The organism is Paenibacillus sp. 276b (assembly GCF_900107875.1).
Lineage (GTDB): Bacteria > Bacillota > Bacilli > Paenibacillales > Paenibacillaceae > Paenibacillus > Paenibacillus marchantiae.
The window spans coordinates 214546-241148 of the sequence record NZ_FNRR01000005.1; the positions used below are offsets into that span (position 1 = coordinate 214546).

At 48.3% G+C, this 26603-nt stretch carries 21 protein-coding genes; 18 read left to right on the forward strand and 3 right to left on the reverse strand.

Annotated features, from left to right (window positions below; genetic code table 11):
• Positions 1 to 10: 10 nt before the first annotated feature.
• Positions 11 to 769, reverse strand: a complete 759-nt coding sequence (locus tag BLV50_RS23170; RefSeq protein ID WP_090810247.1) for a tryptophan-rich sensory protein — start codon at positions 767 to 769, stop codon at positions 11 to 13.
• Positions 770 to 1481: 712 nt separating this feature from the next.
• On the opposite strand from BLV50_RS23170, the gene BLV50_RS23175 reads away from it, so the two are divergent.
• Positions 1482 to 2429 carry an arsenic resistance protein gene (locus BLV50_RS23175; RefSeq protein WP_256338030.1) on the forward strand — a complete coding sequence of 316 codons (948 nt, stop codon included), beginning with the start codon at positions 1482 to 1484 and terminating at the stop codon, positions 2427 to 2429.
• Positions 2430 to 2594: 165 nt separating this feature from the next.
• Here the strand turns inward: BLV50_RS23175 and BLV50_RS23180 are convergent, their stop codons facing one another.
• Both BLV50_RS23180 and BLV50_RS23185 read right to left on the reverse strand, forming a co-directional pair.
• Positions 2595 to 4226, reverse strand: coding sequence for a response regulator (locus BLV50_RS23180; protein ID WP_090810251.1), 1632 nt, complete (start codon positions 4224 to 4226; stop codon positions 2595 to 2597).
• Positions 4227 to 4231: 5 nt separating this feature from the next.
• Positions 4232 to 6058: a cache domain-containing sensor histidine kinase gene (locus BLV50_RS23185; protein WP_090810253.1), complete on the reverse strand. Its 1827-nt coding sequence runs from the start codon at positions 6056 to 6058 to the stop codon at positions 4232 to 4234.
• A gap of 143 nt (positions 6059 to 6201) precedes the next feature.
• On the opposite strand from BLV50_RS23185, the gene BLV50_RS23190 reads away from it, so the two are divergent.
• The 17 genes from BLV50_RS23190 to BLV50_RS23270 all read left to right on the forward strand — a co-directional run bounded on the left by BLV50_RS23190 (position 6202) and on the right by BLV50_RS23270 (position 26401).
• Positions 6202 to 7083 carry a carbohydrate ABC transporter permease gene (locus BLV50_RS23190; RefSeq protein WP_063567994.1) on the forward strand — a complete coding sequence of 294 codons (882 nt, stop codon included), beginning with the start codon at positions 6202 to 6204 and terminating at the stop codon, positions 7081 to 7083.
• A complete protein-coding gene (locus BLV50_RS23195; RefSeq protein WP_053779743.1) occupies positions 7084 to 7920 on the forward strand; it encodes a carbohydrate ABC transporter permease in 837 nt (278 codons plus the stop codon).
• 119 nt (positions 7921 to 8039) lie between these two features.
• Positions 8040 to 9338 carry an ABC transporter substrate-binding protein gene (locus tag BLV50_RS23200; RefSeq protein WP_063567993.1) on the forward strand — a complete coding sequence of 433 codons (1299 nt, stop codon included), beginning with the start codon at positions 8040 to 8042 and terminating at the stop codon, positions 9336 to 9338.
• A gap of 406 nt (positions 9339 to 9744) precedes the next feature.
• Complete coding sequence (locus BLV50_RS23205; RefSeq protein WP_072734898.1) at positions 9745 to 10365, forward strand: TetR/AcrR family transcriptional regulator; 621 nt, start codon at positions 9745 to 9747, stop codon at positions 10363 to 10365.
• A 77-nt stretch (positions 10366 to 10442) separates the two neighbouring features.
• Positions 10443 to 12449 carry an alpha/beta fold hydrolase gene (locus BLV50_RS23210; protein ID WP_090810254.1) on the forward strand — a complete coding sequence of 669 codons (2007 nt, stop codon included), beginning with the start codon at positions 10443 to 10445 and terminating at the stop codon, positions 12447 to 12449.
• Between the two features lie 240 nt (positions 12450 to 12689).
• Entirely contained in the window at positions 12690 to 13640 is a 951-nt protein-coding gene (locus tag BLV50_RS23215) for a DUF1177 domain-containing protein (RefSeq protein ID WP_072734897.1), read from the forward strand.
• Positions 13641 to 13736: 96 nt separating this feature from the next.
• Positions 13737 to 14408, forward strand: coding sequence for an AroM family protein (locus BLV50_RS23220; protein WP_090810256.1), 672 nt, complete (start codon positions 13737 to 13739; stop codon positions 14406 to 14408).
• Between the two features lie 19 nt (positions 14409 to 14427).
• Positions 14428 to 15378, forward strand: coding sequence for an aminopeptidase (locus BLV50_RS23225; RefSeq protein WP_063567989.1), 951 nt, complete (start codon positions 14428 to 14430; stop codon positions 15376 to 15378).
• A 228-nt stretch (positions 15379 to 15606) separates the two neighbouring features.
• Positions 15607 to 16239, forward strand: coding sequence for an aspartate/glutamate racemase family protein (locus BLV50_RS23230; protein ID WP_090810258.1), 633 nt, complete (start codon positions 15607 to 15609; stop codon positions 16237 to 16239).
• A 395-nt stretch (positions 16240 to 16634) separates the two neighbouring features.
• Positions 16635 to 18167, forward strand: coding sequence for a PucR family transcriptional regulator (locus BLV50_RS23235; protein ID WP_083584805.1), 1533 nt, complete (start codon positions 16635 to 16637; stop codon positions 18165 to 18167).
• A gap of 312 nt (positions 18168 to 18479) precedes the next feature.
• The gene (locus tag BLV50_RS23240) at positions 18480 to 19490 is read left to right on the forward strand and encodes an ABC transporter permease (protein WP_170867904.1); all 1011 of its coding nucleotides are present in this window, start codon (positions 18480 to 18482) and stop codon (positions 19488 to 19490) included.
• Positions 19491 to 19541: 51 nt separating this feature from the next.
• Positions 19542 to 20417, forward strand: a complete 876-nt coding sequence (locus BLV50_RS23245; RefSeq protein ID WP_063568004.1) for an ABC transporter permease — start codon at positions 19542 to 19544, stop codon at positions 20415 to 20417.
• A 261-nt stretch (positions 20418 to 20678) separates the two neighbouring features.
• Positions 20679 to 22262 (forward strand): ABC transporter substrate-binding protein, encoded by a 1584-nt coding sequence (locus BLV50_RS23250; RefSeq protein ID WP_090810260.1) that lies wholly within the window; start codon positions 20679 to 20681, stop codon positions 22260 to 22262.
• 95 nt (positions 22263 to 22357) lie between these two features.
• Positions 22358 to 23695 (forward strand): M20 family metallopeptidase, encoded by a 1338-nt coding sequence (locus BLV50_RS23255; RefSeq protein WP_256336634.1) that lies wholly within the window; start codon positions 22358 to 22360, stop codon positions 23693 to 23695.
• A gap of 60 nt (positions 23696 to 23755) precedes the next feature.
• On the forward strand, positions 23756 to 24733 hold the full coding sequence (locus tag BLV50_RS23260) for an ABC transporter ATP-binding protein (RefSeq protein WP_090810262.1): 978 nt from the start codon (positions 23756 to 23758) through the stop codon (positions 24731 to 24733).
• On the forward strand, positions 24730 to 25692 hold the full coding sequence (locus BLV50_RS23265) for an ABC transporter ATP-binding protein (RefSeq protein ID WP_063567983.1): 963 nt from the start codon (positions 24730 to 24732) through the stop codon (positions 25690 to 25692). Before BLV50_RS23260 ends, BLV50_RS23265 begins: the two co-directional genes overlap by 4 nt.
• A gap of 256 nt (positions 25693 to 25948) precedes the next feature.
• Positions 25949 to 26401 carry a chemotaxis protein CheW gene (locus BLV50_RS23270; RefSeq protein ID WP_090810264.1) on the forward strand — a complete coding sequence of 151 codons (453 nt, stop codon included), beginning with the start codon at positions 25949 to 25951 and terminating at the stop codon, positions 26399 to 26401.
• Positions 26402 to 26603 lie beyond the last annotated feature (202 nt).

Genomic DNA, 26603 nt, shown 5'->3' on the forward strand with positions numbered 1-26603 from the left:
CAGATCCGGATTAATCCCGATCCTGGTTACGGGCGAAGAATAGCCATACCGCATAAATGGCTAGCACGATCGCAATGATAATTGCCGTATAATATACGGAGGTAACGTCTTTTTGTTTGAGTGCGATGGCAATATATGCCCAAGTAAAGACAAGTGGGTATACGCTATCCCGGTAAGGGAAGCTCACCAGTACAGCCAGCACAAGGCCTACAATTAACATGATGATGGTCCAGGTAGGTTCACTGAGTCCGAAGCCATCCCAGCCGATTTTATATAATAATACAGCCGCATTGATAATGGTTGCCACGCTAACCCATCCAAGATATATGCTGAACGGCAGCTTCACGAGCCAGATTTCGGCCGTTGTGGGGAGGGTGATTGCACGCGTTTTTACATATAGCATGATCAGGGACAACAGAAGCAGAACGATGACGACTAAGGCGAGACCGATTTTGAGATTTTGAAAAGCAAAGATCCACGCTACATTAAAGGCACAGCTTGCTAGAAACCAGTAACCGTGGCGGGTAATGGAGTCTCTTTTCCAAGAAGAGGGAACGAACTGATAGATGACAAAGCCAGCGAGCAGCAGATAGATCAGCCCCCATATAGAGAATGCATAGCCCGAAGGGGTGAGCAATACAGGGTACATATCCGATACTTCCTTGTTGGTTCTACCTCCGATAGGCAGCGCGTTGGAAAGATAATTTACTACGATAACAGCGATGAATCCAATCGCGTTTAACCACTTGTACGGATTGTTACGTGACATTGTGTTTCCTCCTTGGTTTTACAAAAATGAATGAACCACGGGTCAGTCTACAATAAATATACCCAGTTCTTTCGCATTCTAATAAGAAGCCGCAAAAATTCACAGGATCGTTGTCTGGATACCCTGCGGTTTGCCGCGCTCTTATTCGCTGTGCTACGTCTCAATGTACGCTGGTTGAAGCAGAAATATGTTAATGGCATGGACTTCTTTCTTATTCATTTGGCTGGTAAGTTTATCTATATTCGTTCACAACGTTCTGCTATACTCAAATTTAGGACAAATGTAATCGGTGGGAAGACACGGCGAAGCTGCTCCGAAAGGAGGTGGAGCCGTGTCCCTTGATTTGATCGTGAAGATTCTGAACGCTTTATTAAAGATCGTCAGTATTTGTACTGGCCTAAGAACTTTATTCAGCGTTAAGAAGACACGTAAGCACAAGAAAAACCACCGACGATAGGTTGGCCCCTTAATTCGGTGGTTTTTCATGCATTTGAAATTCGCGCCGTGGTCACCCATCGGTCTTTTGTCTGGATATCCGCAATGTTAGCGCATTGCGGATATTTTCATATTACCCAGAATTGCTTTCTAATATGACAATAACATATACTTCAATTCACTACAACTCACTACAAACGTACAATTATCATTTTGATATTGTGATAAAATGCTAATTCTCAGAGGGAGAGGAAGAAGGTTGTTTACGAGAGAAACGATGGAGAAGCAACAAACGTGGTTTTATGTTGTTGCCCTATTCGTGGGAGCAGCGATTGGGCTGGGCACCCCTGAATGGGGGTCAGCGCTGCATTATACGGTTTCACCTGTGCTTGCGATTTTGCTATATAGCATGTTTGCACAGATTCCTTTTTTACAGCTCAAAGAATCCTTATCCAACCTGCGATTTATTGGAGCTTTGCTGGTGGCTAATTTTATCGTAGTGCCTGTGGTCGTGTGGTTGTTAACCCTGGCGTTTCCGCAACCTCCTGCCGTGCTCATTGGCGTTTATCTGGTACTGTTAACGCCCTGCATTGATTACGTCATTGTTTTTACACAGTTGGGTCGGGGCAATGAGAAATTGATGCTTGCTGCAACGCCAATCCTGTTTGTTATACAAATGGTCTTATTACCAGTATATTTGTGGCTGTTCATAGGGAAGGAAGCGGCACAGGTCATGCAGGTGGGGCCTTTCGTGGAGGCTTTTCTGTTCCTGATCGTTATTCCGTTGCTGTTGGCTATTCTTACGCAAGTTGTGACCAAAGGGAAAGCCGGAGGAGAACGGGTGATGAACGCAACCGCTTGGCTGCCTGTACCCATGATGGCTCTGGCCTTGATTGTGGTTGTCGCATCGCAGATCGGGAAGGTCTACAATGATTTTGCTGTAATTGTGGATGTTCTGCCCATTTATATTATTTTTCTAGTTGTTATGCCCTTCATATCACGAATCGTAGTGGCTCTATTTCGATTGAATACAGGCGAAGGCAGGGCCGTTATTTTCAGTGCAGGGACCCGAAATTCACTTGTCGTTCTGCCATTGGCACTTGCATTGCCGCAAGAGTGGGCCACAATTGCTGCCGCAGTGATAGTAACCCAGACGATCGTCGAGCTGGCGGGAGAGTTAATCTATATTCGTATTGTTCCTTCCGTCATACTACGGGATCGCTGATTCCTTTAGAAAAGAAGATCAGGGTGTATCCATTAAGATGCATCCATATATGTAAAAAGGAAAGGGGCAATTCCCTGAGTCATGAACATGACGGGATGCCCCTTTTATCGTTTAACGAATCGAGCACGTTCTAGTAGACGAATTTCCACAGATTCGGCGGCTCAATTAAGCATTTCCGCCAGATAACGTTTTACGGTATTCCCCCGGTGTGATGCCCTCCATTTTTTTGAACACTTTACTGAAATACTTCTCGTCCTGATAGCCGACCATCTCCGAGATTTTTGCAATTCGTAGTGAAGGGTTCTGTAACAGCAGCTTGGCGTTATTGATTCGCAGTTTGCCCAAATACTCCGACCAATTCAATCCGAACTGCTGTTTGAATTTGCGAGATATATATTCGCGACTCAAGTAGAACCGGGCAGCAATCTGCTGCAGAGACAGGTCCTCCTGATAATGAGCATCCATATAACGTGCAATCTCACTCATTGGGTCCGGTGTTGCATGATGATGTGCAGTGAGGGCCTTTCCGGCTGCGAGCAACCGCTGTTCCAGCAGGGAGCGGAGCAAGGGCAGCGATAATAGTCCGTCACGGTCCAAAGGCAACTCGGCGAATGGAATGGATTGTTCATCTATCGCTTCATCTTCATCCTTCGGTGGGGCACCTGCAGCATCGTCGAGCCAACGGCCAATCATCCATTCCATTTCATCCATCCATTGCTGTATCTGCTCCGCTGTTATGACATCGAGCCGGGTGATGGGATCAATCCATTCTGCAACGGCATTGGACACGATGGAAGCGCGCCCGCTCATAGATGCCAGCCGTAAGGACTCCTCAAAGGTAGATAACCGCAGCCCTTTGTTTCCGTTGGAGGACTCCATTGCATCGTGAATACACTGCTTCGTTTGCAAGGCATTGCGTCGCCACAACCGCAAACTAGCTTCCTGATAGGCTCCCGAGGTCCCCGTAGGATAAAACTCACAGCTGGATATACCAAAATGAAGACGGCGTTGAATGGTCTGCTCCAGACCATCGTTCACTTTTTCGAGAATGGTTTGAAGTGTCGAGCATTGACCCCAGTATAGGAGAACGACTTCATCCGGCTGATCAAGCTGGCGGAACACGACACCTTCAGCAGGCGGGGATAACATCTCCGCACAGATATTCAGCACGGAGAATACGAGCAAATCAGGCTGACTACGATATTTTGCCAAGCATTGAGCATCGAGATGGGAAAGGCTGGTGACTGCCACACTGCAACTGTCGATCTGCTTGGGCAGATTTAATTCATCCCGCAGCCGCTGGAATTGGGTGTTATTGCTTCCGCGTCCAACGACAAGCTCTGTGAGCAGTCTGTCATGATAATGCGGACGCATCTGATTGACCACCATGGATTGTCTTGTGGACTGCACACGAACAGCATCGTCTTCTTTCCAGGCGTCGACTGCTCTAAATAAGGATGAATTCAGTTCGTCTGCTTCGACTGGTTTGAGCAGGTAGTCCGTACCTCCATATCGAATCGCATGCCTGACCAGTTCAAAATCATCATACCCGCTGATGACCAGTACCTTGCTGTGCGGGGCATGAACAGATATCCATTCGAGCAGAGCCATACCATCCTTGCCAGGCATTCGCATATCGCTGAGTACAATTTGCGGTTGATGAGCCGTAATGGCAGCGACCGCTTCGTGACCATCTGCCGCTTCATATAAGGTATCAATTCCTGCGGCTTCCCATTGACCAAGCAGCTTAATCGCATCGCGGACGTGTTTTTCATCATCGACAATCAAGGCTTTCATGTTGTTCACTCTCCCGCGTATATTTTGACTATGATCTGCACGCCATTCGGCTCCAGATTGCTAATCGTAAGCGTTGCATTGTATCCCGGAGGTGAGTTCAGTTGGAGTCTGCGCATCACATTACGCAGTCCAATTGACTCGGTTTCGTCCGGTTCCTGTGAGGAATCGGAAGATATAGATGCCGGATGCAACCAACGCTGAATTTCGGACAACTTGTCTTCCGGAATGCGCGGTCCGTTATTTTCCAGCCGAATCTGAATCCAATCGTCAGGCGTTCGCTGACTGGATATGCGTATCCTGCCTTTGCCAGGCTGAACATCCGCTCCATGCTTGAAGTAATTCTCAATTAAAGGCTGCAAGGTCATCCTCGGCATTTCGGCCCGCAGGGTATCTTCGGCAAAATCCAGTTCAACCTCCAGGCGGTCACCGAACCGCTCTTTTTGCAGTTCCAGATAGAGTCGTGCATGCTCGGCTTCTTCGTTCAAAGTGACCCGGGTCTGGTCACGCATGCTGTAGCGCAGCATTTTGGATAGGGAAGATAGCAGCACATACACCCGTTGTCCTTGCTGTTGAAGCGCAAGTGTACCGATGGATTGCAACGTATTATACAGAAAATGGGGATGAATCTGGGCTTGCAGCGCTTTAAGTTGATTCGTTTTATTCGCAATTTCAAGGCGATATTCCCGCAAAATCAAGTTGTTCACCGTATCCATCATATCCCGGAAATGACGGGCCAGCACACCGATCTCGTCCCGACTCGTTAAACGGATATCCACATGCAGGCGTCCTGCCTGAATCTGGTTCATATAACGCATTAATTGCTTGAGCGGTCCGGTGATCCGGATCGAGATGAACAAGGTTGCCACAATGACCAATAACAGCGCAGCAATAGCGATCATGGCATTATTCCACGTTAGAGTGGTGGCACTCGCGTACAGCGTTTCATTCGGAATCTGTTTTACAATGGTCCAGTCTGCAAATTGGCTTCCTAATTGCTGATACACATACATTGAATGATCTTGTTCAAAATGCCCTGAAGCGGTCTGTACTGTCCCTTCACCGGAACGTGCTGAATTCAGCTCAGTCGCTGCTTCCTGCCGTAATGCATCCGTTCCGCTGACTTCCGACTTTCCTTCGAAAATGATCTGGTTCTTATTGTCGATGACATAGATCTGTTCCTTTGTCGGATCATACAGTCTGCTGCAGATTTCGGCAATGGTATCCATGTTCAAATCGATGGCGAGCACACCCAATCGTTCTGTCGAAGGTACATCCTTGATCACACGGTGAAGGGTAATCACTGTTCTTGGAGGATCATCCGCTGACGCTGCCTTGAAGCCGTAAGAATGACTAAGGTGAGCCGATTCGACCCAGATATCCGGGCTTTTATCGTTCGATTTTCCATGAAGCGAGTCGGAGTAGGCCTGTTTGCGTTCTTCCCGCTTCGGGAAAGGATTGGCAATTAATGTCGATTGATTGGCAGCAAAAGAGTGCAGATACAGCTGGAATACATCGGGCACAGCCGAACGTATCGTCTGCAGAGTGGTGTATACCTCGGCAACTGCGCGATAGTCGCCGGGGATTTTCGCCAGATTTCGCAGAAAATTCGGATCGTTGTACACAGCAAGCGAAGCTCTTGCCACGTTATCCACGTAATTGTTGAGATTGGTGGACGCCTGAAAGATTAGGCGTTTGTTCTCTGCGACGGCCTGCTCACGCAGGGCGGTCTTAGTCTGGATAAACGTCATGCTGATGGATGCCAGCAGCGGGATCGTCGTGGCAATGAGCATAAAAGCGATTAGCTTGGTGCGAATGCTGTAGTATTTTGACATCGTGACACCCCTTCTGGTTGCAGGTTAAGAGAGGACAATATTTTACACCCAACTGTTCACCAGGGTCGGTGTTTCCCTGTGCGAGAATGGGGTTTAATAGAACAAGAGACCAATTTCATCCATCTATAGAAGGGGAGAACGATATGAAGCATCGCAAATCTTCACAGCTGTTACAGCAGCTTGTGTTCGTGGGTCCCTCCATCGTCTTTTTTATTCTCATTATCGTGGTCCCTTTCCTGCTTGGCATGGTATATTCCTTTACCGACTGGAACGGGGTGTCGGCGAACATTCATTGGGTAGGATTCGATAATTTCAAGCAAATTTTTGCGAATGATCCCAAGTTTCTATCTGCGTTTTGGTTTACGGTGCGCTTCACCGTGGTTGGTGTAATTTTGACCAATGTTATCGGTTTTTTCCTGGCGTATTTCCTGACCAAGCCGCTCAAGACGAGAAACTTTCTGCGCACGATCTTTTTTATGCCTAACGTGATCGGTGGATTGTTGCTCGGCTTTATCTGGCAGTTCATATTTGTGAAAGGGTTTTCAGCGGTAGGCGACGTAACAGGTTGGTCCTTCTTTAACCTCCCTTGGTTAGGAGACGAGCCAACGGCCTTCTGGGGTATCGTCATTGTATTTGTTTGGCAGACCGCAGGGTATCTGATGGTCATCTACATCTCGTCCTTGACCAACGTATCACCTGATCTGCTGGAAGCTGCCGAAATTGATGGTGCCAGCCGCTGGCAGGTACTGCGCAGCATTATTTTCCCGCTCATTATGCCGGGAGTCACAATCTGTCTGTTCCTTGCCATCTCCTGGTCATTCAAAATGTTCGATCTCAATCTGTCGCTGACCAAAGGCGGACCGTTTGGATCAACAGAATCGGTAGCTCTGAATATTTACAATGAGGCTTTTGTGAATAATCGGTACGGCATCGGTACAGCCAAAGCACTTGTGTTCTTCGTAATCGTTGCCATTATCACCATGATTCAGGTGCGTGTGACGAAGAGCAAGGAGGTGGAGGCATAAATGGAAACGTCAAAAAATTACCGCTTCAGTACCATTGTAACCGAGATTGTTATGGTGCTCATTGGATTATTGTTCCTGGTTCCGTTTTACTTCCTGTTTGTCAATTCGGTCAAAACATTCGGTGACCTGCTTACCAATTCGGCAGCATGGCCAGAGGTATTCCAATGGGGCAACTATGCGAACGCCTGGGAGAAAATCAAGTTCCCATCAGCGCTGATGAACTCGCTCATCGTCACTGTAGTCAGCAATCTGCTGCTGGTGTTGATCAGCTCCATGGCGGCCTACCGAATGGTACGCAGCGATACACGCTTCAACCGGATTTTGTTCGGCATGTTCATTGCCGCCATGGTGATTCCGTTTCAGTCTATCATGATTCCACTCGTTACCGTAACCAGTAATCTTGGACTGATCGACAGCCTCTTCGGACTCATCATCTGTTATCTCGGTTTTGGCGCACCGATGTCCATCTTCCTGTTCCACGGATTCGTCAAATCGGTTCCGCTCGAAATTGAAGAGGCAGCTCGGGTGGATGGAAGCTCCGCCTACGGCGTGTTCTTCCGGATTGTATTCCCGCTGATGAAGCCGATGTATGTAACTGTCATCATCCTGAATACACTCTGGATCTGGAATGACTATCTGCTGCCATCCCTGATTCTGCAAAGCTCCAATTTGCGTACAATTCCGATTGCGACCTTTGCGCTCTTCGGACAATATACGAAGCAATGGGATCTTGCCCTGCCTGCACTGGTGCTTGGTATCATGCCAATTATCATCTTCTTCCTGCTGATGCAGAAATACATCATTCAGGGGATTACTGCTGGATCCGTTAAAGGGTAAGTGCGAGGGCGGACCGCTCCGTGATCATGTGCGCTTACGGTCGCTGTTGCTCCCCGGTATCCTGAATAAAAAATGCAACGAAGCTGTTATACTGAAACTACTATAGGGAGAGTGTATGTATGAAAAGAATGACCAAGTTGACGTTGCTTATGCTGATTGCTTTTTCTGTAATGCTTGCGGGTTGTGGCAACGGAGATAAGAGTGGAAGTCCTGTCAAAACAGACGGCCAAGGTGGCGGAGAGGCTGCTGCAGGAGACAAAACCATTAAAATCTTTCAATTCAAAGTCGAAATTGCGGAAGCGCTTAACCGTCTCAAAGCGGAGTATGAATCCTCTCATCCAGGCATCAAGTTGGACATTCAGACCGTGGGTGGCGGCAGTGACTACGGCGCTGCATTGAAAGCCAAGTTCGCTGCTGGCGAACAACCGGACATCTTCAACGTTGGTGGTTATCGTGAACTGGACACATGGCTCGAATACCTGGAAGATCTGTCAGGTGAAGCATGGGTAAAAGATGTGCTTGATGTTGCCAAAGAGCCAATGACCAAAGACGGCAAACTGTATGGACAGCCGCTGGCATTGGAAGGCTATGGCTTCATTTATAACAAAGATCTCTTCCAAAAAGCAGGCATCACTGAAATTCCAACGACACTGGAACAATTGGATCAGGCTGCACAGAAACTTCAAGCCGCAGGCATTACCCCGTTCTCCAATGGATATCAGGAATGGTGGGTACTCGGCAATCATAACGTAAACGTGGCATTTGCGAATCAGGCAGATCCGGTGAAATTTATTCAAGGTCTTAACGAAGGTACGGAGAAAATCCCTGGCAATCAGGTGTTCACGGACTGGATGAACTTGCTCGACTTGACGCTGAAATACAGCAACAAAAACCCGCTGACAACCGACTACAACACACAGGTAACCCTTTTTGCCACTGGAGAAGCAGCGATGATGCAGCAAGGGAACTGGACACAGGTACAAATTGATGGCATCGATCCTAATCTGAATCTCGGCATTCTGCCGATGCCAATTACGAATGAACCGAACGACAAATTGTTTGTTGGCGTACCTAACTACTGGGTTGTGAACAAGAATTCGCAAGTGAAACCGGAAGCGAAAGAGTTTCTGGAATGGCTCGTGACATCTGACATCGGGAAACAGTATATGACCAAAGAATTCAAGTTTATCCCGGCGTTCAGTTCCATTCAGGCATCTGAAGAGGATCTGGGTGATCTCGCAACCGATATCATGAAGTACAGCCAGGAAAACAAAACATTAAGCTGGAACTTTAACCGTTTCCCTGAAGGCGTTCCACAAGAATTCGGTAGTACGATTCAGGCTTATGTGGCAGGTAAATCGGACAAAAAAGCCCTGCTTGATGCATTGCAGCAAAACTGGGATAGTCTGAAAAAATAACTAATCCAGATTAACCCTCCATATAAGTAAATAGTGCTGTTCCAAGCTTGAATGGTTATCCACATACTAGTATCCACAGGCTAATGGAGCCATTCGCACATAATTTGGATGAGTAGCCAACTCAAATAGGTCAATCAGAATTTTATTCTGGTTGACCTATTTTTTAGTTTTGGGACTCCGCTAGCGCAGATCGAAAGAATAGCATGAGATACTGCCCCTGAAATGTGGATAACTCCATCATATGTAGTGGCCCAATAACCTATTTAACACAGAGTTAATACTATATGTGGATATCCTGTGTGTAAAATGTTCTAAATGTGGACAAGTATGAGAAAATTGGGGCAAAGATCACTTTTGTTAACTACATAACTTGCGTTTGTTTAATTAGTACTATATAGTTCTATTTATGACAAATCAAAAATCGATCTCAGGTTCTGTGAAATCCAAAAGTTCCAATCCGGTTAATCGGACCAAGGCAGTCGAAGTGGCTGCTCAGTTATTTTTGCGTCAGGGATACAGCTATGTCAGCATGGATGAGGTCGTGCGGGCAAGCGGGGTATCCAAATCGAATATCTATTACCATTTCAAAAACAAGGAGGAATTGCTCCAGGCCGTGGTGCAGTACTGGATTGCCCAGTATGAATCGGAGCTCTACCTGCTGCTCAGTCAGCGTGAACGAGAGGTTACAGAACGGATCTATTCGTTCATGGCGTTACTGTCCGCAGGCATGGAAGGGCGCGATTATAAAGGAAGTTGTCCGTTTATTACATTGTATATGCAGACACCAGCCAGCGCACCCGAAGTGAAAGAAAGCATAGCCCGTTTCTTCCGTGAGCTGCAGCCGATGATGGAAAAGCTGTTGCAGCAAGGGGTGGATCGTGGCGAATTTCGTAAAGGGATTGAGCCGGGACCCGCGGCTGCATTATTTATCGCTGCATTCGAGGGTTCACTTGTACTCGCGGAGACTGCGCGTGATATAGGGATTATTGAACAATCAGCACGTACATTTTGTCAGATGCTTCGGTAAACGAAGCTCTTTTTTTGAATACAAATAGTACTATATAGTACTAAAATAAATAGGGGTAAAAGGGAGAGAGATTAGAAATGAGTATACATAATTCATCATTATCAAATGCAGAACGTAAGACTGACCTCAATCCAGCTATGAACAACATGGCGACTGAATCAACGACTATTTTGATGACGGGCAGTACCGGATTTATAGGCAAGGAGGCAGTGAAACAACTTGGAGACAGTGAAGCGCAGTTATTACTGCTTGTACGCTCTGAATCCAAAGCGAGGATGGTTCTGAATGCATATGGAGTAACGGATTTCAGCCGAATAACGTATATTCAGGGGGATTTGTCAGCTCCAGGCCTCGGTCTGACCGAAGCTGATCGTGAGCGTGCTCATCAGGCCAATATCATAATTCATGCAGGTGGGACGATGGATGTCACATTGCCACCGAAGGTGGCAGAACAGATTTTTATGAATGGAGCAAGAGGCATGGCCGAACTGGCCGAAGAAATCCAGCGTACACACGGATTGAGGCACTTTATCCACGTGGTTGGTTTTATGAGTCCCTATGGAAGGAAGGATTCTCCGCCCATATCTTCAACGAATGAAGATGTTGGGGATAAGTCGAGCGGGCAGAAGTCATTGATTAGAAAAGCCTTCCATTCGGAAAGTGCTTATGAACATATGAAATTCGAAGCCGATCGTTATATTCGACAGCATGCAGAACAACATTCGTATGTCTTATCTGTTGTAAACCCGAGTACAATCGTGGGTCCATATCCCACTGGAGCAACCGAACAAACGGGCGGAATTGGCATGATGATACAGGCGATGAGAAGGCGTAGAATGCCGGTGATTCCCGGTGGTCTACAGCACTGGCTGCCCCTCGTATCCAATGACGTGGTTGCACAGACCCTTGTTTTCCTGACTCAGGACAGCAATCCATCCGGCGGCACATATCCCCTGTTGTCCAGAAAAGCGGACAGTCCGGATATGAAGGAAATGATTCGGTTACTAGCGGCGGAGTTGGATGTATCTGCACCTCGATGGTCAGTACCCCTGCCCATGATCCATGCAGCGATGAAGGCTGGTGGCACAAAGATTAGCGGAATACCGCCCGAATCAATCGCGTTTATTACCAAACAGGAGTTTGAAGTGCAGCAAACGGAGCGGTTGTTTCAGCGAATGGGACTAAAATTGCCTGAAGTTAGTGAGTTATTACCTTACGTAACAGCTGATTTGGATTATCGTTTCAGCTATCCTGCACAGGAGGATTTACCTCAGGGTTGGACTCGAACACGTAAGGGAAGTCTTGCGGTGCTGGTCCATGAGGGCAAGGGGGAGCCTTGGGTGATTGTTCATGGTTTGATGAGCAGTGCTGACGATATGATCCCGCTGGGAGATGCGTTATGGAGTATGACGGGAAACCCGATATGGCTTGTCGATCTTGCCGGATTTGGGCGTTCTCCGGTTCATCGGAACAAGGTAAGAGGGACGGCCTTCAAAGGGCAGGTCGAAGGGGTGCGAAGTGTGCTGGATGAGATACAAGGTCCGGTCAAACTGGTAGGACATTCTGTTGGGGCAGCCATAGCCGCGGCGGTGATGCAGGAGAGTGGACGTGAAAATATTCAGCTTGCCATGCTGCAGCCCGTATGGGGAGCCTCGAAAGATGGTATGCAGCGCCTAATATCAAGACTCCCGAGAAGAATGCTGCAAGGACTGTTATTTCGGATGTCTCCACAGCAATTGGCTGGGCAGTTAAAAAGAGCAGAGGCTGCGGGGATCAATCCAACCGTGCTGGAAGGTTATGCGAGGAGATCTTCTTCTGGTATGAAGTCTCCCCGCATCGCAGGAGCGAATGCTGATTTGCTCCACTGGATACAGTCCCATCCAAATGATAAAGTGTCACAGACAAGTGTAGATGCGCAGCGCACAATTATGGTTTGGGGGACAAACGATAAGGGATACTCGCGCCCCGAAAATATCCATTCATCTGTTCAACGTGTGGAACTTCCCTATGGGCATCACTTTCCCCTGTTTTATGGGGAAGAAACAGCTTCGTTGCTTTTGAAATGGCAAATGAAGAGACGGTAAGCGAAGAAATGAAGTGTGCATTCCCGAAATTACAAAATATTCAGGTCACTCGATAATAAAATGTTAAATTATATTACACATACAGTTAGATAAACGGAATGAAAACGTTATTTTCACTCCCATTTATACTTGTCGCACAATAAAACGATGCTCATTTTGGCAAGGCAGTACATTGTGACCCTCTTCTGAACTGCGATAGACTTGATTTCAAGATCAACAGCTAAGAGGAGGATGTGTACGATGCCACTTCAAAAAACGTTATTGGCACTGGACGCGCTGGACAGCGCTTATGTAAATGGTGAAAGTGTAAAGCAACTATTTGTTCAATATCCACAGGTTTCCGTTGAAGTGCTGACCGTACAAGGGGAAAAGGGAAGTACGGATTTTGTTAAAATCATCATCCCTGGTACAAACGGCAAGTTGTCAGGAGGGCAGGCCCCGACCATGGGGATTGTCGGACGACTGGGTGGAATCGGCGCCCGTCCAACACGCATTGGACTCGTTTCGGATGCAGATGGCGCCGTCGCTGCTGTAGCAGCAGGACTGAAACTCGCCGATATGCAGACCAAGGGTGATTCGCTCAAAGGTGATGTCATTGTGACTACGCATATCTGTCCGGATGCCCCGACTCTTCCGCATGAACCGGTGGATTTTATGGACTCTCCGGTCGACATTTTGCAGATGAACGAACATGAGGTTCTGCCAGAGATGGAAGCTATTTTGTCCATTGATACAACCAAAGGAAACCGGGTGATTAACCATAAAGGCATCGCCATTTCGCCCACGGTGAAAGAGGGATATATTTTACGGGTGAGCGATGATTTGCTCCGAATTATGGAGATGACCACAGGGCAGCTGCCTGTGACTTTCCCGATTACGACGCAGGATATTACGCCATATGGCAATGACTTATACCATATTAATTCCATTTTACAGCCAGCTGTGGCTACACATGCACCTGTTGTAGGCGTAGCCGTAACCGCTCAATCTGCAGTTCCGGGATGCGGCACAGGAGCGAGCCATGAGGTTGATATTGCAAGCGCAGTTCGTTTGGTCGTGGAGACAGCCAAGGAATTCACGAATGGCACCTGTTCTTTCTACAATGTGGAGGAATATAACCTGATTACTCGTCTGTATGGATCAATGAAAGTACTTCAGACACCAGGAATCCAGGCAGCTCCGTCTGCATAGTTTAGTCGAGAAGGTCACGGTTGAAGCGGCAGTTAAATATAATGCTGTGGACATACGTGGCTTCTACAGCCGATCTGATATGTAGGAGGCTATAACATGACCAAGCAGCTAGGCATGATTACGATTGGACAAGCTCCACGAACCGATGTTGCGCCTGTCTTAGAAAAGTACCTGGAGGGGCGGGCGGAACTCCTTCAGGTCGGGGTGCTGGACGGACTGTCGGCAACTCAGATCGCTGCGCTGGCCCCGGAATCGGGTGAATATGTGTTGACTTCCCGTCTGCAGGATGGCAGTGCAGCTATCGTATCCCGTGAAAAAATCAGACCGATGCTGAATCAAAAGATTCGTGAATTCGAAGCCATGGGTGTCTCCAATATTCTGCTGCTGTGCACAGGTTCCTTTCCGGGTCTGCGTTCAGCTAAAGTGCACCTTATTGAGCCTGATCGTATTATTCCTCCAGCCGTACAGGCCATGGCCGATGGCCGCCGTCTGGGGCTTATTGGACCTTTGGCAGAGCAAGCGGGACAGCTTGATTTGAAGTTTTCCTCCCTGGTCCAGCCTGCGTTTGCAGCTGCTTCTCCCTATACATCCGGTGAGGATGAGTTTCGGCAGGCGACGGAATCATTAAAGGGGCGTGTTGAACTCATTTTACTGGATTGCATGGGGTATGATGAGCGCCACCGTCAATGGGTTGCCAATGCCAGCGCAGGAATCCCGGTCATTTTGTCGAATGCTCTAATGGGTCAACTAGTAGCGGAAATGGTCTGACACAGGAGGAGACGAACAAATGAACCAGCAACGAATTGACGTCAGTAAAAATGTTTTGGTGGAATGCCTTGGACTTCGCAGTGGTGAGACACTGGCTGTCGTAGCGGATGATGCCAAGAGAGAACTGGCCGAATCCATATATGAGGCAGGCAAGGCATTGGGAGCAGATGCGGTGCTTATGGTGATGAAGGAACGGAGCAAATCCGGTGAAGAGCCGCCTGCGCCGATTGCCGAAGCGATGAAGCGTGCAGATGTCGCGGTATGCGTAACCCGTTATTCACTAACCCATACGCAGGCGCGTAAACAGGCGGCAGCTGCGGGAACTAGGGTAGCTACGATGCCGGGCATGACGGATGATATGTTCATGAACGGTGCCATTACCGCAGAATATCCCAAAGTGAAGGCTTTGACAGATAAGGTCACGGCCATGCTGAGTGCAGGGAGAAATGTCCGTATCGAGAAAGATGGACACCAGCTGTCATTCTCCATTCAGGGACGTAACGGCGTGCCAAGCACAGGTATGTACCTCAATCCAGGTGAGTCCGGCAATTTGCCTTCCGGTGAAGCTTACATCGCCCCCGTTGAAGGTATTGGAGAAGGTGAAATCCTGGTGGATGGCTCAATTGCAGGAATAGGTGCGATCGGTGAACCTGTTCTATTGACGGTTAGAGAGGGCCGCCTTGTTACGGCAACTGGCGCTGAAGGAGACAAGCTGTTATCCATGCTGGGCGAAGGTGATGGTCGAATTCTTGGCGAGTTCGGCATTGGCACCAATGACAAGGCTCGAATTACAGGTGTTGTCTTGGAGGACGAGAAAGTCTACGGTACGATTCATGTTGCTTTTGGAAGTAACAATACCTTCGGTGGCACAGTCGCAGCAGGTGTTCACATTGATGCCGTTGTGCAGAAGCCGGATGTGTACATTGATGATGTGTTGATTATGCGTCAGGGAGAGCTGCTCGATCAATAATAGAGCAGAATATTCAAGGGATAACCTTGTGGATCAAAAAAAGGGTATGAGAGCGTATGCACAACATATCCACAGTGGGGACCAATGCGTAAATTACGCGGTAGATTTAGCGACAAATACACAACATATTCACAATATATAAAGAGATATCCACATAATTGGGGGTAACTATCAACAGTTTGTGGGTAACATATACACAAGATATCCACAGCCTGGGGAGGAATGCCGATGTTGGGTCTTATCAGAGTGATTACACTTCATCATGAAGAAGATATCCACAGACACGGGGCATTGATTGAAGGACGTTATGGCATTCAGGTTCGGAGTCGCTGCATTCCCGATCAACCGCTGGGGGTATATGATCAGGCCACAGAGCTTGAATCGATTCCCAAAATTGTGGATCTGGCACGAAAACTGGAACAGGAAGGCTGTACCTCTATCGGTATCAGTTGTGCAGCCGATCCGGCTCTTGCAGAAATGCGTGCCGCAGTTCAGATCCCCGTCTATGGTGCTGGCTCATGTGCTGCACATCTTGCGCTCACATCAGCGGCGCGTGTTGGTGTATTGACCATCCTAGAGGAAGTGCCCCTGCTGATCCGAGGAATACTAGGTGATGCTTATATCGGGATGGATCGTCCTGAAGGTGTGGTAACCACGCTGGATCTCAACACGCCTCAGGGGCGAATCGCGGCTATGGAAGCTGCCAGAAGACTCAAGGCGAAGGGTGCTGAGTCCATCGTTCTTGCGTGTACTGGTTTTGCAACGATGGGTTTCGCCGTGGAAGTGGAAAAAGAACTGCATATCCGGGCGCTTGACCCGATCTATTCATTGGGAGCAGCCGTGTCTGCGTTGAATATCTGATCTATGGAATGTCGAGTGTGGGTATTGAATGATTTTATATTTGGGTTGATTTGATTTTGACGCCGATGCAGTGTGGATAACTGCATCGGCGTTATTTGTGTTGGATAAGGTTATCGGGGCTCTTGGAATAGCATGGCGCAGGTGTGCTAGGATCATGGGCATAATTTTTTCTGTTTTCTGATGTGAAGCGATAAAGTAATGAATTTATTTTCCATGCCATCAACTTCTACTAACAACGTACTATTATTGCTGTAATTTATAGAATCAATATATATCATACGTATATCACAGAAATTCCCGTTTTTTTTGATTAGATAGTCTGGTAAACTATCCAAAAAAATTAGATACAGTATGCAAAAATGATTTGCAAATCTGGCTCAGGGTGGTCGATAGGCTTGAAAACGACAGGTATAACACTAAAAGAACTGTTGAATATTCCTATACTCAGCAAGGCCAAAGTCATTAGTGGGCACCAAGGATTGGATCGGGTTGTACGGTTCGTGGATATTATGGAGGTGCCGGATCTGCAAGGATGGTTGCGAGAAGGCATGCTTATGCTGACGACAGCCTATTCGATTCGTGATAATCCCGGCTTGCTCGGAGAACTAATCTATACGCTTAATGAAGCAGGGGCGGCTGCTTTGGCCATCAAGCCTGCGCGTTTTCTCAAAGAAATCCCGAAAGAAGCCGTTGCAGCCAGTAATGACTGTGGTCTGCCCATCATTGAAATTCCTCCGGAGATACCCTACATGGATATTACGCAACCTGTTATGGAATTGGTACTGGATCGACAGGCCGCACTTCTCCGCAGGTCAGAGGAAGTATATCGGACACTGATGACAATGGTACTTGAAAACAGCGGAATTCAGGCGGTGGGGGACAATGTCGCCGAGCTGCTTCAGGCACCTGTGGGTGTTATCGACAATGCTGGTCAGATGATTGTGTCTTCACCGCCGGATTATGACTGGAAAGAAGCGGTGGACCCACTCGTATGGGAGATAAATCTGGATCGGCGGAAGGTTGCCCGACTGCTGGTGGACAAGGACTCCCTGGATGAAATGGAACAAGTCGGCATTGAGCAAGCCAGATTAGTATTATCCCTGGAATTGATGAGAAACAAGGTGGCGGAAGATACCGAATTACGTCTTCGAGGCAATTTCATTGACGAACTGCTGACACCGCCTCTGCTGTTGCCACATGAAGCCGAATCAAGAGGCCGCAAGCTTGGCATGAATCCGGAGCATTTATGGGAAGTAGCTGTGATGGAAGGGGAGACTGCTCCGGATGAAGACCTATTGACCGAATTGCTTGGTCAGGAGGCCAGAAAACGGAGGGTAGCGCCTCATATTGAGTTTCGGACCAACAGGGCAGTGCTCTTCTTGCCAACACCGGAGTCCCGGGATACGACATGGAAGGATGACGTTCAATCCTGGTCTGATACGATTGGGCTATGGCTCGAAGATCCGGCTAACAAGCTTGGACAATTCAGGACAGGCGTAGGCACCCAGGTTCCACTTTGGAATATGCATCAAAGCTATGGCGAGGCCAGAAATGCACTGCTGGTATCCTCCCGCTTGTCGGGTGGGCGTACAACCCGGTTTGAGGATGTGGAGGTATATCATTTGTTGAGCGAAACGGCGAATGAACCAGGTTTTGCGGCATTGTTTGAGCGGAAACTGGGGAAATTGCGTGCTTATGATGATGAACACAGTGGGGATTTGCTGCGTACGTTTTTTTATTATCTGGAGAGCCGGGGCAGCTTGATCGAGACAGCAAATCGCCTCTATATTCACCGGAATTCCGTGAAATACCGACTGGAGCGAATACGGGATATTACGGGCTTCGACCTGAATCATCCGCGTGAACAATTTGTCTGTCATCTGTGTCTTGTGTACTACTACATGAAGCAGGATAAACAAGAGGTGTAGGTCCTGCCAATCGGATACTCTCTTCTACAGCAAAATCAACAAAGGATGATATGGTAGATATAGGTCGAAAAATAGCGAACTATGTCTTAGGGTGTGATTTAACATGACATAAATAGGAGACATTAGTGCACAATCGACAAACGGTTGTGCTTTTTTTTAGCTAAAAGGGACGTAGTTCGACGCTCGGATTCTAGGTAAAATAAGCACAATTACAAAGAAGAGACGGATAATCAGACAAGTTTTCAAGACTGGGCCGTCCACAGAGAACCGTAAAACAGCAAGTGAGACATCAGAGTTAAAGGGGTTGATCGATTGTTTGCTTACACGCTCCGAAGGCTGCTGCAGATGATTCCGGCGCTGATCGGCATTGTGGTGATTACCTTCATCCTGTCCCGTGTTCTTCCGGGAGATCCCGCCATTGTCATGGCTGGCGAACAGGCCACGGATGATGTCATTGCCAAAATCCGAATGGACATGGGATTGGACAAGCCATTATTTGTACAGTTTTTTAGTTACGTGGGACAGTTGCTTCAAGGGAATCTGGGATTCGCCTACCATACCGGTCATACGGTACTGAGTGATTTCGCTACCCGCTTTCCGGCAACCATTGAGCTGACATTAGCCAGTGTGATTATAGCCATCTGTGTTGCGATTCCGGTAGGCATTATCGCTGCAACCCGAAAAGAGTCCTTTATCGACCACATCTCCAGGGTGTTCTCACTGATTGGAGCATGTGTACCGATTTTCTGGCTGGGACTGCTGTTTATTTACATCTTCTATTCCATCCTCGGCTGGGCTCCAGCTCCAATGGGACGCATCAGCGGAGACCTCAACCCACCGACGCATATCACCGGATTGTACGTGGTAGACAGTCTTATGACCGGAGATATGGTTGCACTCAAAAGCAGTCTTGCTCATTTGCTGCTTCCGGCCATATGCCTGAGCACAGGGACAATGGCGATTGTGGCGCGTATGACCAGGTCCAGCATGCTGGAAGTCATCGGACAGGATTATGTACGTACCGCACGAGCCAAGGGCTTGAGCGAAACCGCGGTCGTTGGCAAACACTCCCTGATCAATGCCTTGATTCCCACGTTGACCGTTCTTGGCCTGCAGTTTGGCGGATTACTCGGTGGTGCGGTTATCACGGAAACTATCTTTTCCTGGCCCGGTGTCGGCGGTTATGTTACAGATTCGATTCTGGCTGCCGACTATGCACCAATTCAGGCATTCACACTGGTAAGTGCCATTCTGTTCAGCTTTATAAATCTGGCGGTGGATCTGGTCTATGGATTGATTGATCCACGAATCCGTTATGAATAGGGTCGCCGCGAAAGGAGGAGTACCGCTGTGAGTACTGCCGCACCGACTTCCATGGGAACCAAACCTGCACCAGCGGTTGTTCCCAAACCCAAAACCTTTCTGAGATTGTTGCTCCGCAATCGGCTCGCTGCTATTGGTCTAGCCTTTATAGTCATGTGGACTGTCATCGCAGCTATTGCCCCCTGGATTGCCCCTTATGATCCGTACGTGACGAATACGGCTGTGAAGCTGGAATCCCCATCAGGTGGTCACTGGTTTGGTACGGATAACTATGGTCGTGACATTCTGAGTCGTGTTCTGTATGGCGCCAGAATCAGCATCTGGACAGGCTTGATTGCCGTCAGCATCTCGTTTGTCATCGGGGTTCCGCTAGGCGGAATTGCTGCTTACTACGGCGGACGTACTGGCAATATCATCATGCGGGTGATGGATGTGTTGCTTGCATTTCCCTCGCTGGTACTCTCCATGGCAATTGCGGCTTCCATCGGCAACGGACTGACGAGTGCCATGATTGCTGTAGGGATTGTAGGTATTCCCGAATTTGCCAGATTGATGTATGGGCAGACCGTATCCCTGCGCGAAAAGGAGTACGTTGAGGCCAGCAGAGCCATTGGTGTCAGAGACAGAGTGATTCTGTTTCGCCATATTTTGCCGAATGCTTTGGCACCGCTGTTGGTACAAGCCACGCTTGGTATGGGCTTTGCCATCTTGACGGCATCCAGTTTGAGCTTTCTCGGTCTTGGCGTCAAACCGCCTACAGCCGAATGGGGGGCCATGATCTCTGAAGGTCGGGAGTATATCATTTCCGGACAATGGTGGCTGGTAACATTCCCTGGACTGGCTATAGCCACATCCATTCTTGGCTTTAACCTGCTCGGAGATGGTTTCCGTGATGTACTGGACCCAAGGTTGCGTTCGGGAAAATAGGGGTTAGTGTCATCGGTCCCTATAGAACCGATTCATAGATAGCTGGATGGTGGAACCAACTTGCGGGGAATACCTGAAATAAAGGCAGGCAAGGTTCCATCACCGGCAGTAGGCAGATTGAATGCTGCTGTGGTTGGTATCAGGAAATGGGTAATTTGCTTTCCAAGGTACTGGTCCACGCATTTACTTTGTCTAATAAAAGCTGCAACGTTTTACAGTATCACATCATAAGACTGGTACAAAAAGGGGAGGAAACTAAACATGAAAAAGCTCAAATGGTTTTCTGCAATGATTGCTCTTACCGTTGTTCTTGGTGGCTGTGCCAGTAATGCCAACCAGCAACCTGCGGCATCCGGCTCAGGAGAGGAAACAAAACCCGCGCCAACACTGACGGTTGCTTACTCTGAAGGTGGAACCACGATGGACCCGGCGGAGGCGAATGACCTGACCTCGGACACATTGGTACTGGCAACCTATGACCAGTTGGTAACCTATGGTGTCAAAACGGTGGATGGTGCTGATGTAGCCAACACGGAGGATATTCAGCCTATGCTCGCCGAGAGCTGGGAAGTGTCTGATGACAATACAATGTATACATTCAAAATCAAAAGCGGTCTGAAATTCCAAAGTGGAAATCCGGTCAATGCGGATGCGGTTGTGTACTCTTTTGACCGTGTATCCAAGTCCAGCTCCGGCAGCTTTCTATACGGAATGGCCGACATCAAGAGCGTGACCGCCAAGGACGACTCCACCGTCGAGATCGTACTGAATAAAGCAAACCACATGTTCACCCAGATCATTGCCATGTATACCTTCTCCATTGTGGACCAGAAGTTGGTCGAGGAAAAAGGTGATGATTATTTGAAAACAAATGCTGCCGGATCAGGCCCGTTCACGCTTGAAAAATGGGACCCGGCCAGTGAAGCGGTCTTCCAGGCCAACAACGACTACTGGCAGGGAGCACCGAAACTTAGCAAAGTCACGCTGAAATTCACGAAGGAAGCCTCCAACCGTGTTCTGCTGCTGAACAAGAGTGACGTGGACATGGCAATCGAGATTCCTCCAAAAGATGTTGCAGCTTTGCAGGAGAACAGTAATTTGGCCATCAAGTCGAATGCGAGTAACCGCATTTTGTTCTTCGCGATGAACAACAATGTCAAACCGTTTGATAATGAAAAAGTGCGTCAAGCCATCAACTATGCGATCCCTTATGACCAATTGATCAACGATGTCATGTATGGTCAGGCCAAAGAGATGAAGAGTGCTGTAGCGAGCAACACACCGGGCTTTACGGATGCAGGCTATGTGTACGAGTACAATCTGGACAAAGCCAAGGAATTGTTGAAAGAAGCAGGGTATGCAGAAGGGTTCAGCTTTGACTTTACACTCGGTTCCGGATTTGACGATTGGGAGTATGATGCGGTTCTGATTCAAGCAGAACTGGCCAAGATCGGTGTCAAAATGAACATTAACAAAGTTGCTCGTGCGCAGTTCCTGGAACAACAAAAAGACGGGAATTTAGTCTCTTACATTTCCAAATGGACTTCTTTTGTTAACGATCCTGGATACCATTTGGGCTTCCTGCTCTACGGTGAAGGCTCTTCCAACTACATTCATTACAATAATGCGGAAGTTAACAAACTGTGGGAAGAAGCAGGCGCCGAACCGGATCAGGTGAAACGCAACGAGCTATACATGAAGGCACAGGAGATTATTACGACAGAAGCGCCATGGGCGTATCTATATGAATACAACCGGGTTGTCGGCATGAATAACAAGGTCAGCGGATACGTGTATTACCCGGATGAGGTTCTGCGTTTCTACCCACTTAGCAAAGAGCAGTAAACGAACGGACGATTTGGGGGACAGGCAGTCATGCCTGTCTTCTGACGATTCGTACTGATCATAATGCAGCCATTATTGAAAGGAGCCTGAACGGGATGGATTGGAAAAGGAAGGTACTTGATGCAATCGAGGAAGGTCAGGATGAATTACTGGAGCTCTGTTCACAACTGATTCGTTTTCCGACGGAGAACCCTCCAGGGGATTCGCGTGAGATTAGTGCTTTTATTATCGAATATTTGCATCAGGCCGGAATTGACACCAAAGTACATGCGGCAAACGAAACGATGTTTAACCTGATCTCGACGTTGAACGGAGAAGGGGCAGACAAGTCAGACAAACATCTGATTTTCTGTGGTCATACGGATGTTGTGCCAGCCGGGGATCTTTCTCGTTGGGATTTTGATCCGTTCTGCGGTGAAATCAAGGACGGATATATGCTTGGACGCGGGGCATCCGACATGAAAGGTGGGCTTGCCGGCTTAATCTTTGCGACGGTTATTCTGGCAAAGTTGAATGTGCCTTTGCGCGGAGATCTGTCGCTAATGATTGTTCCGGATGAAGAAACAGGCGGTGACCTGGGGGTACCATGGGTTCTGGAGCGTGGACTTGCAACCGGAACTGCCGCGGTAATTGCAGAGCCATCCAGCCCGCAGCATCCAACCATTGGACAAAAGGGGAGCTGCTGGTTTGAGTTTACGGTGGAAGGTACACCGGGTCATGGCAGTCTTCAACCCATTGTAGGCGATAATGCGATTGTGAAGGCAGCCAAAGGCATTGAAGCATTGCAGCGTCTATGGGACATCAAGCCAGACATCCCTGAAGAGGTGAAGGATATTATCCGCATCTCGCAGGAATATGCGCGTGATCGGGAGAAGGCAGGTCTGGCCTATCAGGTGTTCGACCATGTAACGGTGAATATCGGTTCAATTCAGGGTGGAACCAAGGTGAATGTGGTAGCGGATCGCTGCACAGTTCAGGTGGACTCCCGCGTTCCATTTGGTGTGGATTACCGCGATGTATTGGACCGTGCTCGCTCGCTTCTGCTTGAAGCAGGAATAGAATCGGAGCTGAAGCCGTTTGGCTTCCAGGGCAACGCCAACTGGACTCCAGCACATGAGCCAATAGTGAGCCAATTGGTGGAGAGCATCAGTGAAGTGAGCGGCGAAGAGGCGTACGGTGTGCTGCAATGGGCATCCAGCGATGCACGCCACTTCCGTAATCATCAGATTCCGGTATTGCAATATGGTCCGGCAGAGCTGTCCACGATTCATAATTTTAATGAAAAAGCACCCGTATGGCAGATTATCCAGTGCGCCAAAGTGTACGCGCTGAGCGCGCTTAAATATTTAGGCGTGGAAGGTATGGAAGATGAGACGTCATTGAAGAATTTGAATGGTGCGGCTTCCGAAGAAGCCACGACGTCCAAGCGCTAATTCTTTTTAAAAGGAGCAAAGTTAAAGGTTCAGAACGTAATGGCATGGGAGGGGAACAACATGACTGAACTGCTCGAAGTTTCGGATTTGCGGACAGAGTTCATTACGGATGCAGGTGTGATACGCGCCGTGGACGGGATCAGTCTTTCCATACGGCAGGGTGAAACGCTGGGTATTGTCGGAGAATCGGGATGCGGGAAAAGTATTACATCGTTATCAATCATGCAGTTGCTCCCCAAAAAGATCGGCCGTGTGGCGTCAGGGGAAGTCCGTTTCCAGGGGAAAGACATGCTTAAGCTGTCTGGGCGTGAAATTCGCCGAATTCGGGGTAACCGAATGGCTATGATTTTTCAGGAGCCGATGACCTCACTCAATCCGGTATTCAAAATCGGCAAACAAATCTCGGAAGCGGCACGATACCATCTGAAGCTGGGCAAAAAAGAGGCTTGGGCACGGTCGGTTGATATGCTTCGCAAAGTCGGCATTCCCCGTCCTGACAAAATTGCAGAACAATACCCGCACCAGCTCTCAGGTGGCATGCGCCAACGGGTGATGATCGCCATGGCGATGGTATGCAGCCCGCAGCTGCTCATCGCAGATGAACCAACAACAGCCCTGGATGTGACCATCCAGGCACAGATTCTGGACTTGATGCGTGACCTCCAGCGGACGGAAAATATGGCAATCATGATGATCACTCATGATCTCGGTGTTGTAGCTGAGATGTGTGATCGCGTCATGGTGATGTATGCCGGGCAAGTGGTGGAAGAGACGGATGTCAAAACCCTTTTTGCCGATCCCAAGCATCCATATACTCGCGGTCTCTTGGCTTCGCTGCCGCAGCTTGCGGGGGATCAGGATCGTCTTCAATCCATTCCAGGTCAGGTACCGAATCCCGTCCATATGCCGTCCGGCTGTCGCTTTGCTCCTCGTTGTCCGGTGAAGGAAGCACGGTGCGAGACAATACAACCTGAATTACTGGAGACAGCACCAAGTCATAGCTGTCGCTGTCTGCTGCAACAGGAGGGGATTATATGAGTGCGATATTGGAAGTCAGAAACCTCAAGAAGCATTATCCTATCCGCAAGGGCCTGTTCTCCAAACAGGTCGGTGCCGTCAAAGCCGTCGATGGTGTAACGCTGTCTGTGGAGCGCGGGGAAACACTCGCCGTGGTTGGAGAGTCCGGTTGCGGAAAATCCACCACGGGGCGTGCCATCCTGCGTCTGATTGAGCCGACGGATGGCGAGGTGTTTTTCGAAGGAAAGGATGTACGGAAGCTTCCGCCAGAAGAGCTGCGCCGTTTCCGTACGGATATGCAGATGGTGTTCCAGGACCCATACGCTTCACTGGATCCGCGCTGGACGGTACAGCGCACACTGGAGGAGCCGCTGCTCACCCACCATAATCTGAAAAAAAACGAGTTGAAAAGCCGAATCGAAGAGCTGATGGAAGTGGTCGGACTATCCCCCTATCAGGCACATCGCTTTCCGCACGAGTTCTCGGGTGGACAACGTCAACGGATCGGGATAGCCCGTGCTCTCGCTTTGAATCCCAAATTCATTGTGTGTGACGAGCCCGTGTCAGCGCTGGATGTGTCCATTCAGGCTCAGGTGCTGAACTTGATGCAGGATCTGCAGGAACAATTCGGACTGACGTATATGTTCATCTCTCATGACCTGTCTGTCGTTAAGTTCATCAGTGATCGTGTGGCTGTCATGTATCTGGGCAAAGTGGTTGAGCTTGCGCCCACTTCCGAACTGTTTACCGAAGCACTGCATCCATATACCAAAGCATTGATGTCCGCTGTTCCGGTTCCTGATCCGAATGTGCAAAAGGAACGAATCGTCCTGGGCGGCGATGTGCCCAATCCGGAAAATCCACCTTCCGGCTGCACGTTTCATACTCGTTGTCCGTATGTGAAGGACGAATGCCGCTCTGTTATCCCGGAGCTGCGGGAGATTTCACCAGGACGCCAGGTGGCATGCCATTTGTATTAGAAGTGATTATTTGAACTGAAAAATACGATCAGAAAATGCAAACAAACTCCAGTTTACTTGGGTTCTGTTTGCGTTTTTCTTTTTTTATCTTCTCTTCTGCCATTATTTCTGACGATAGCATCTACATATTAAGAAATGGGTAAAAATTTTTCTCCCTTCAACCGATATAAACACAGAGAATGCAACATGAAATGTAATTATTCATGATCAAGATGACTATAAAAAGCTTCTATTTTAAACTGAAGACAAGAAGGGTATGAAAACATCTATGGATGAGGAAGTTCAAATTCAATACATCAATTTCTCGGTCGGAAATCAGATTTGTGCGCTTCGTATTGATGAAGTTCATGAAATTATCAAAATGCTCCCGGTAACCACCGTTCCTTTTGGCAGTCCTGAGATTAAGGGTTTCACGCCCTTGTACGGCAAAGTGGTCTCTGTTGTGAGTTTACGCGTCCTGCTCGGCTTGCCTGACGAGCAGACTACACCTTCTACTCGTATCATTGTTGTGCCTTACCACGACGATTATGTACCGCTCGTCGTCGATTCCGTGGATTCCGTGGTGATGTATGATCGGTTTGAAGAGCCTACAGAAGAATATCGTCGTTACACAACGGGAATATTTAAGGAAATCGCACACAATGACGATCATGAAGCCGGTATTCTTAATTTGGATGTATTGCTCGGTAATTTAACCAAATTGCAGTAAACGCACGCTGAAATGTTATATACAAAGCACATAACCGCTTGATTATAATAATGCTCCTTACCCCTTTGTGGGGATGAGGGGCATTTTTTATTGTGATCACCTTATCCTTAATGCAATGACGCGGTGTGTTTCACCTTTTAACAGGCATACATAATATAGTATGAAGTGGTTTGAAGATGGTTTTTTGAAGTAATGTAGCACT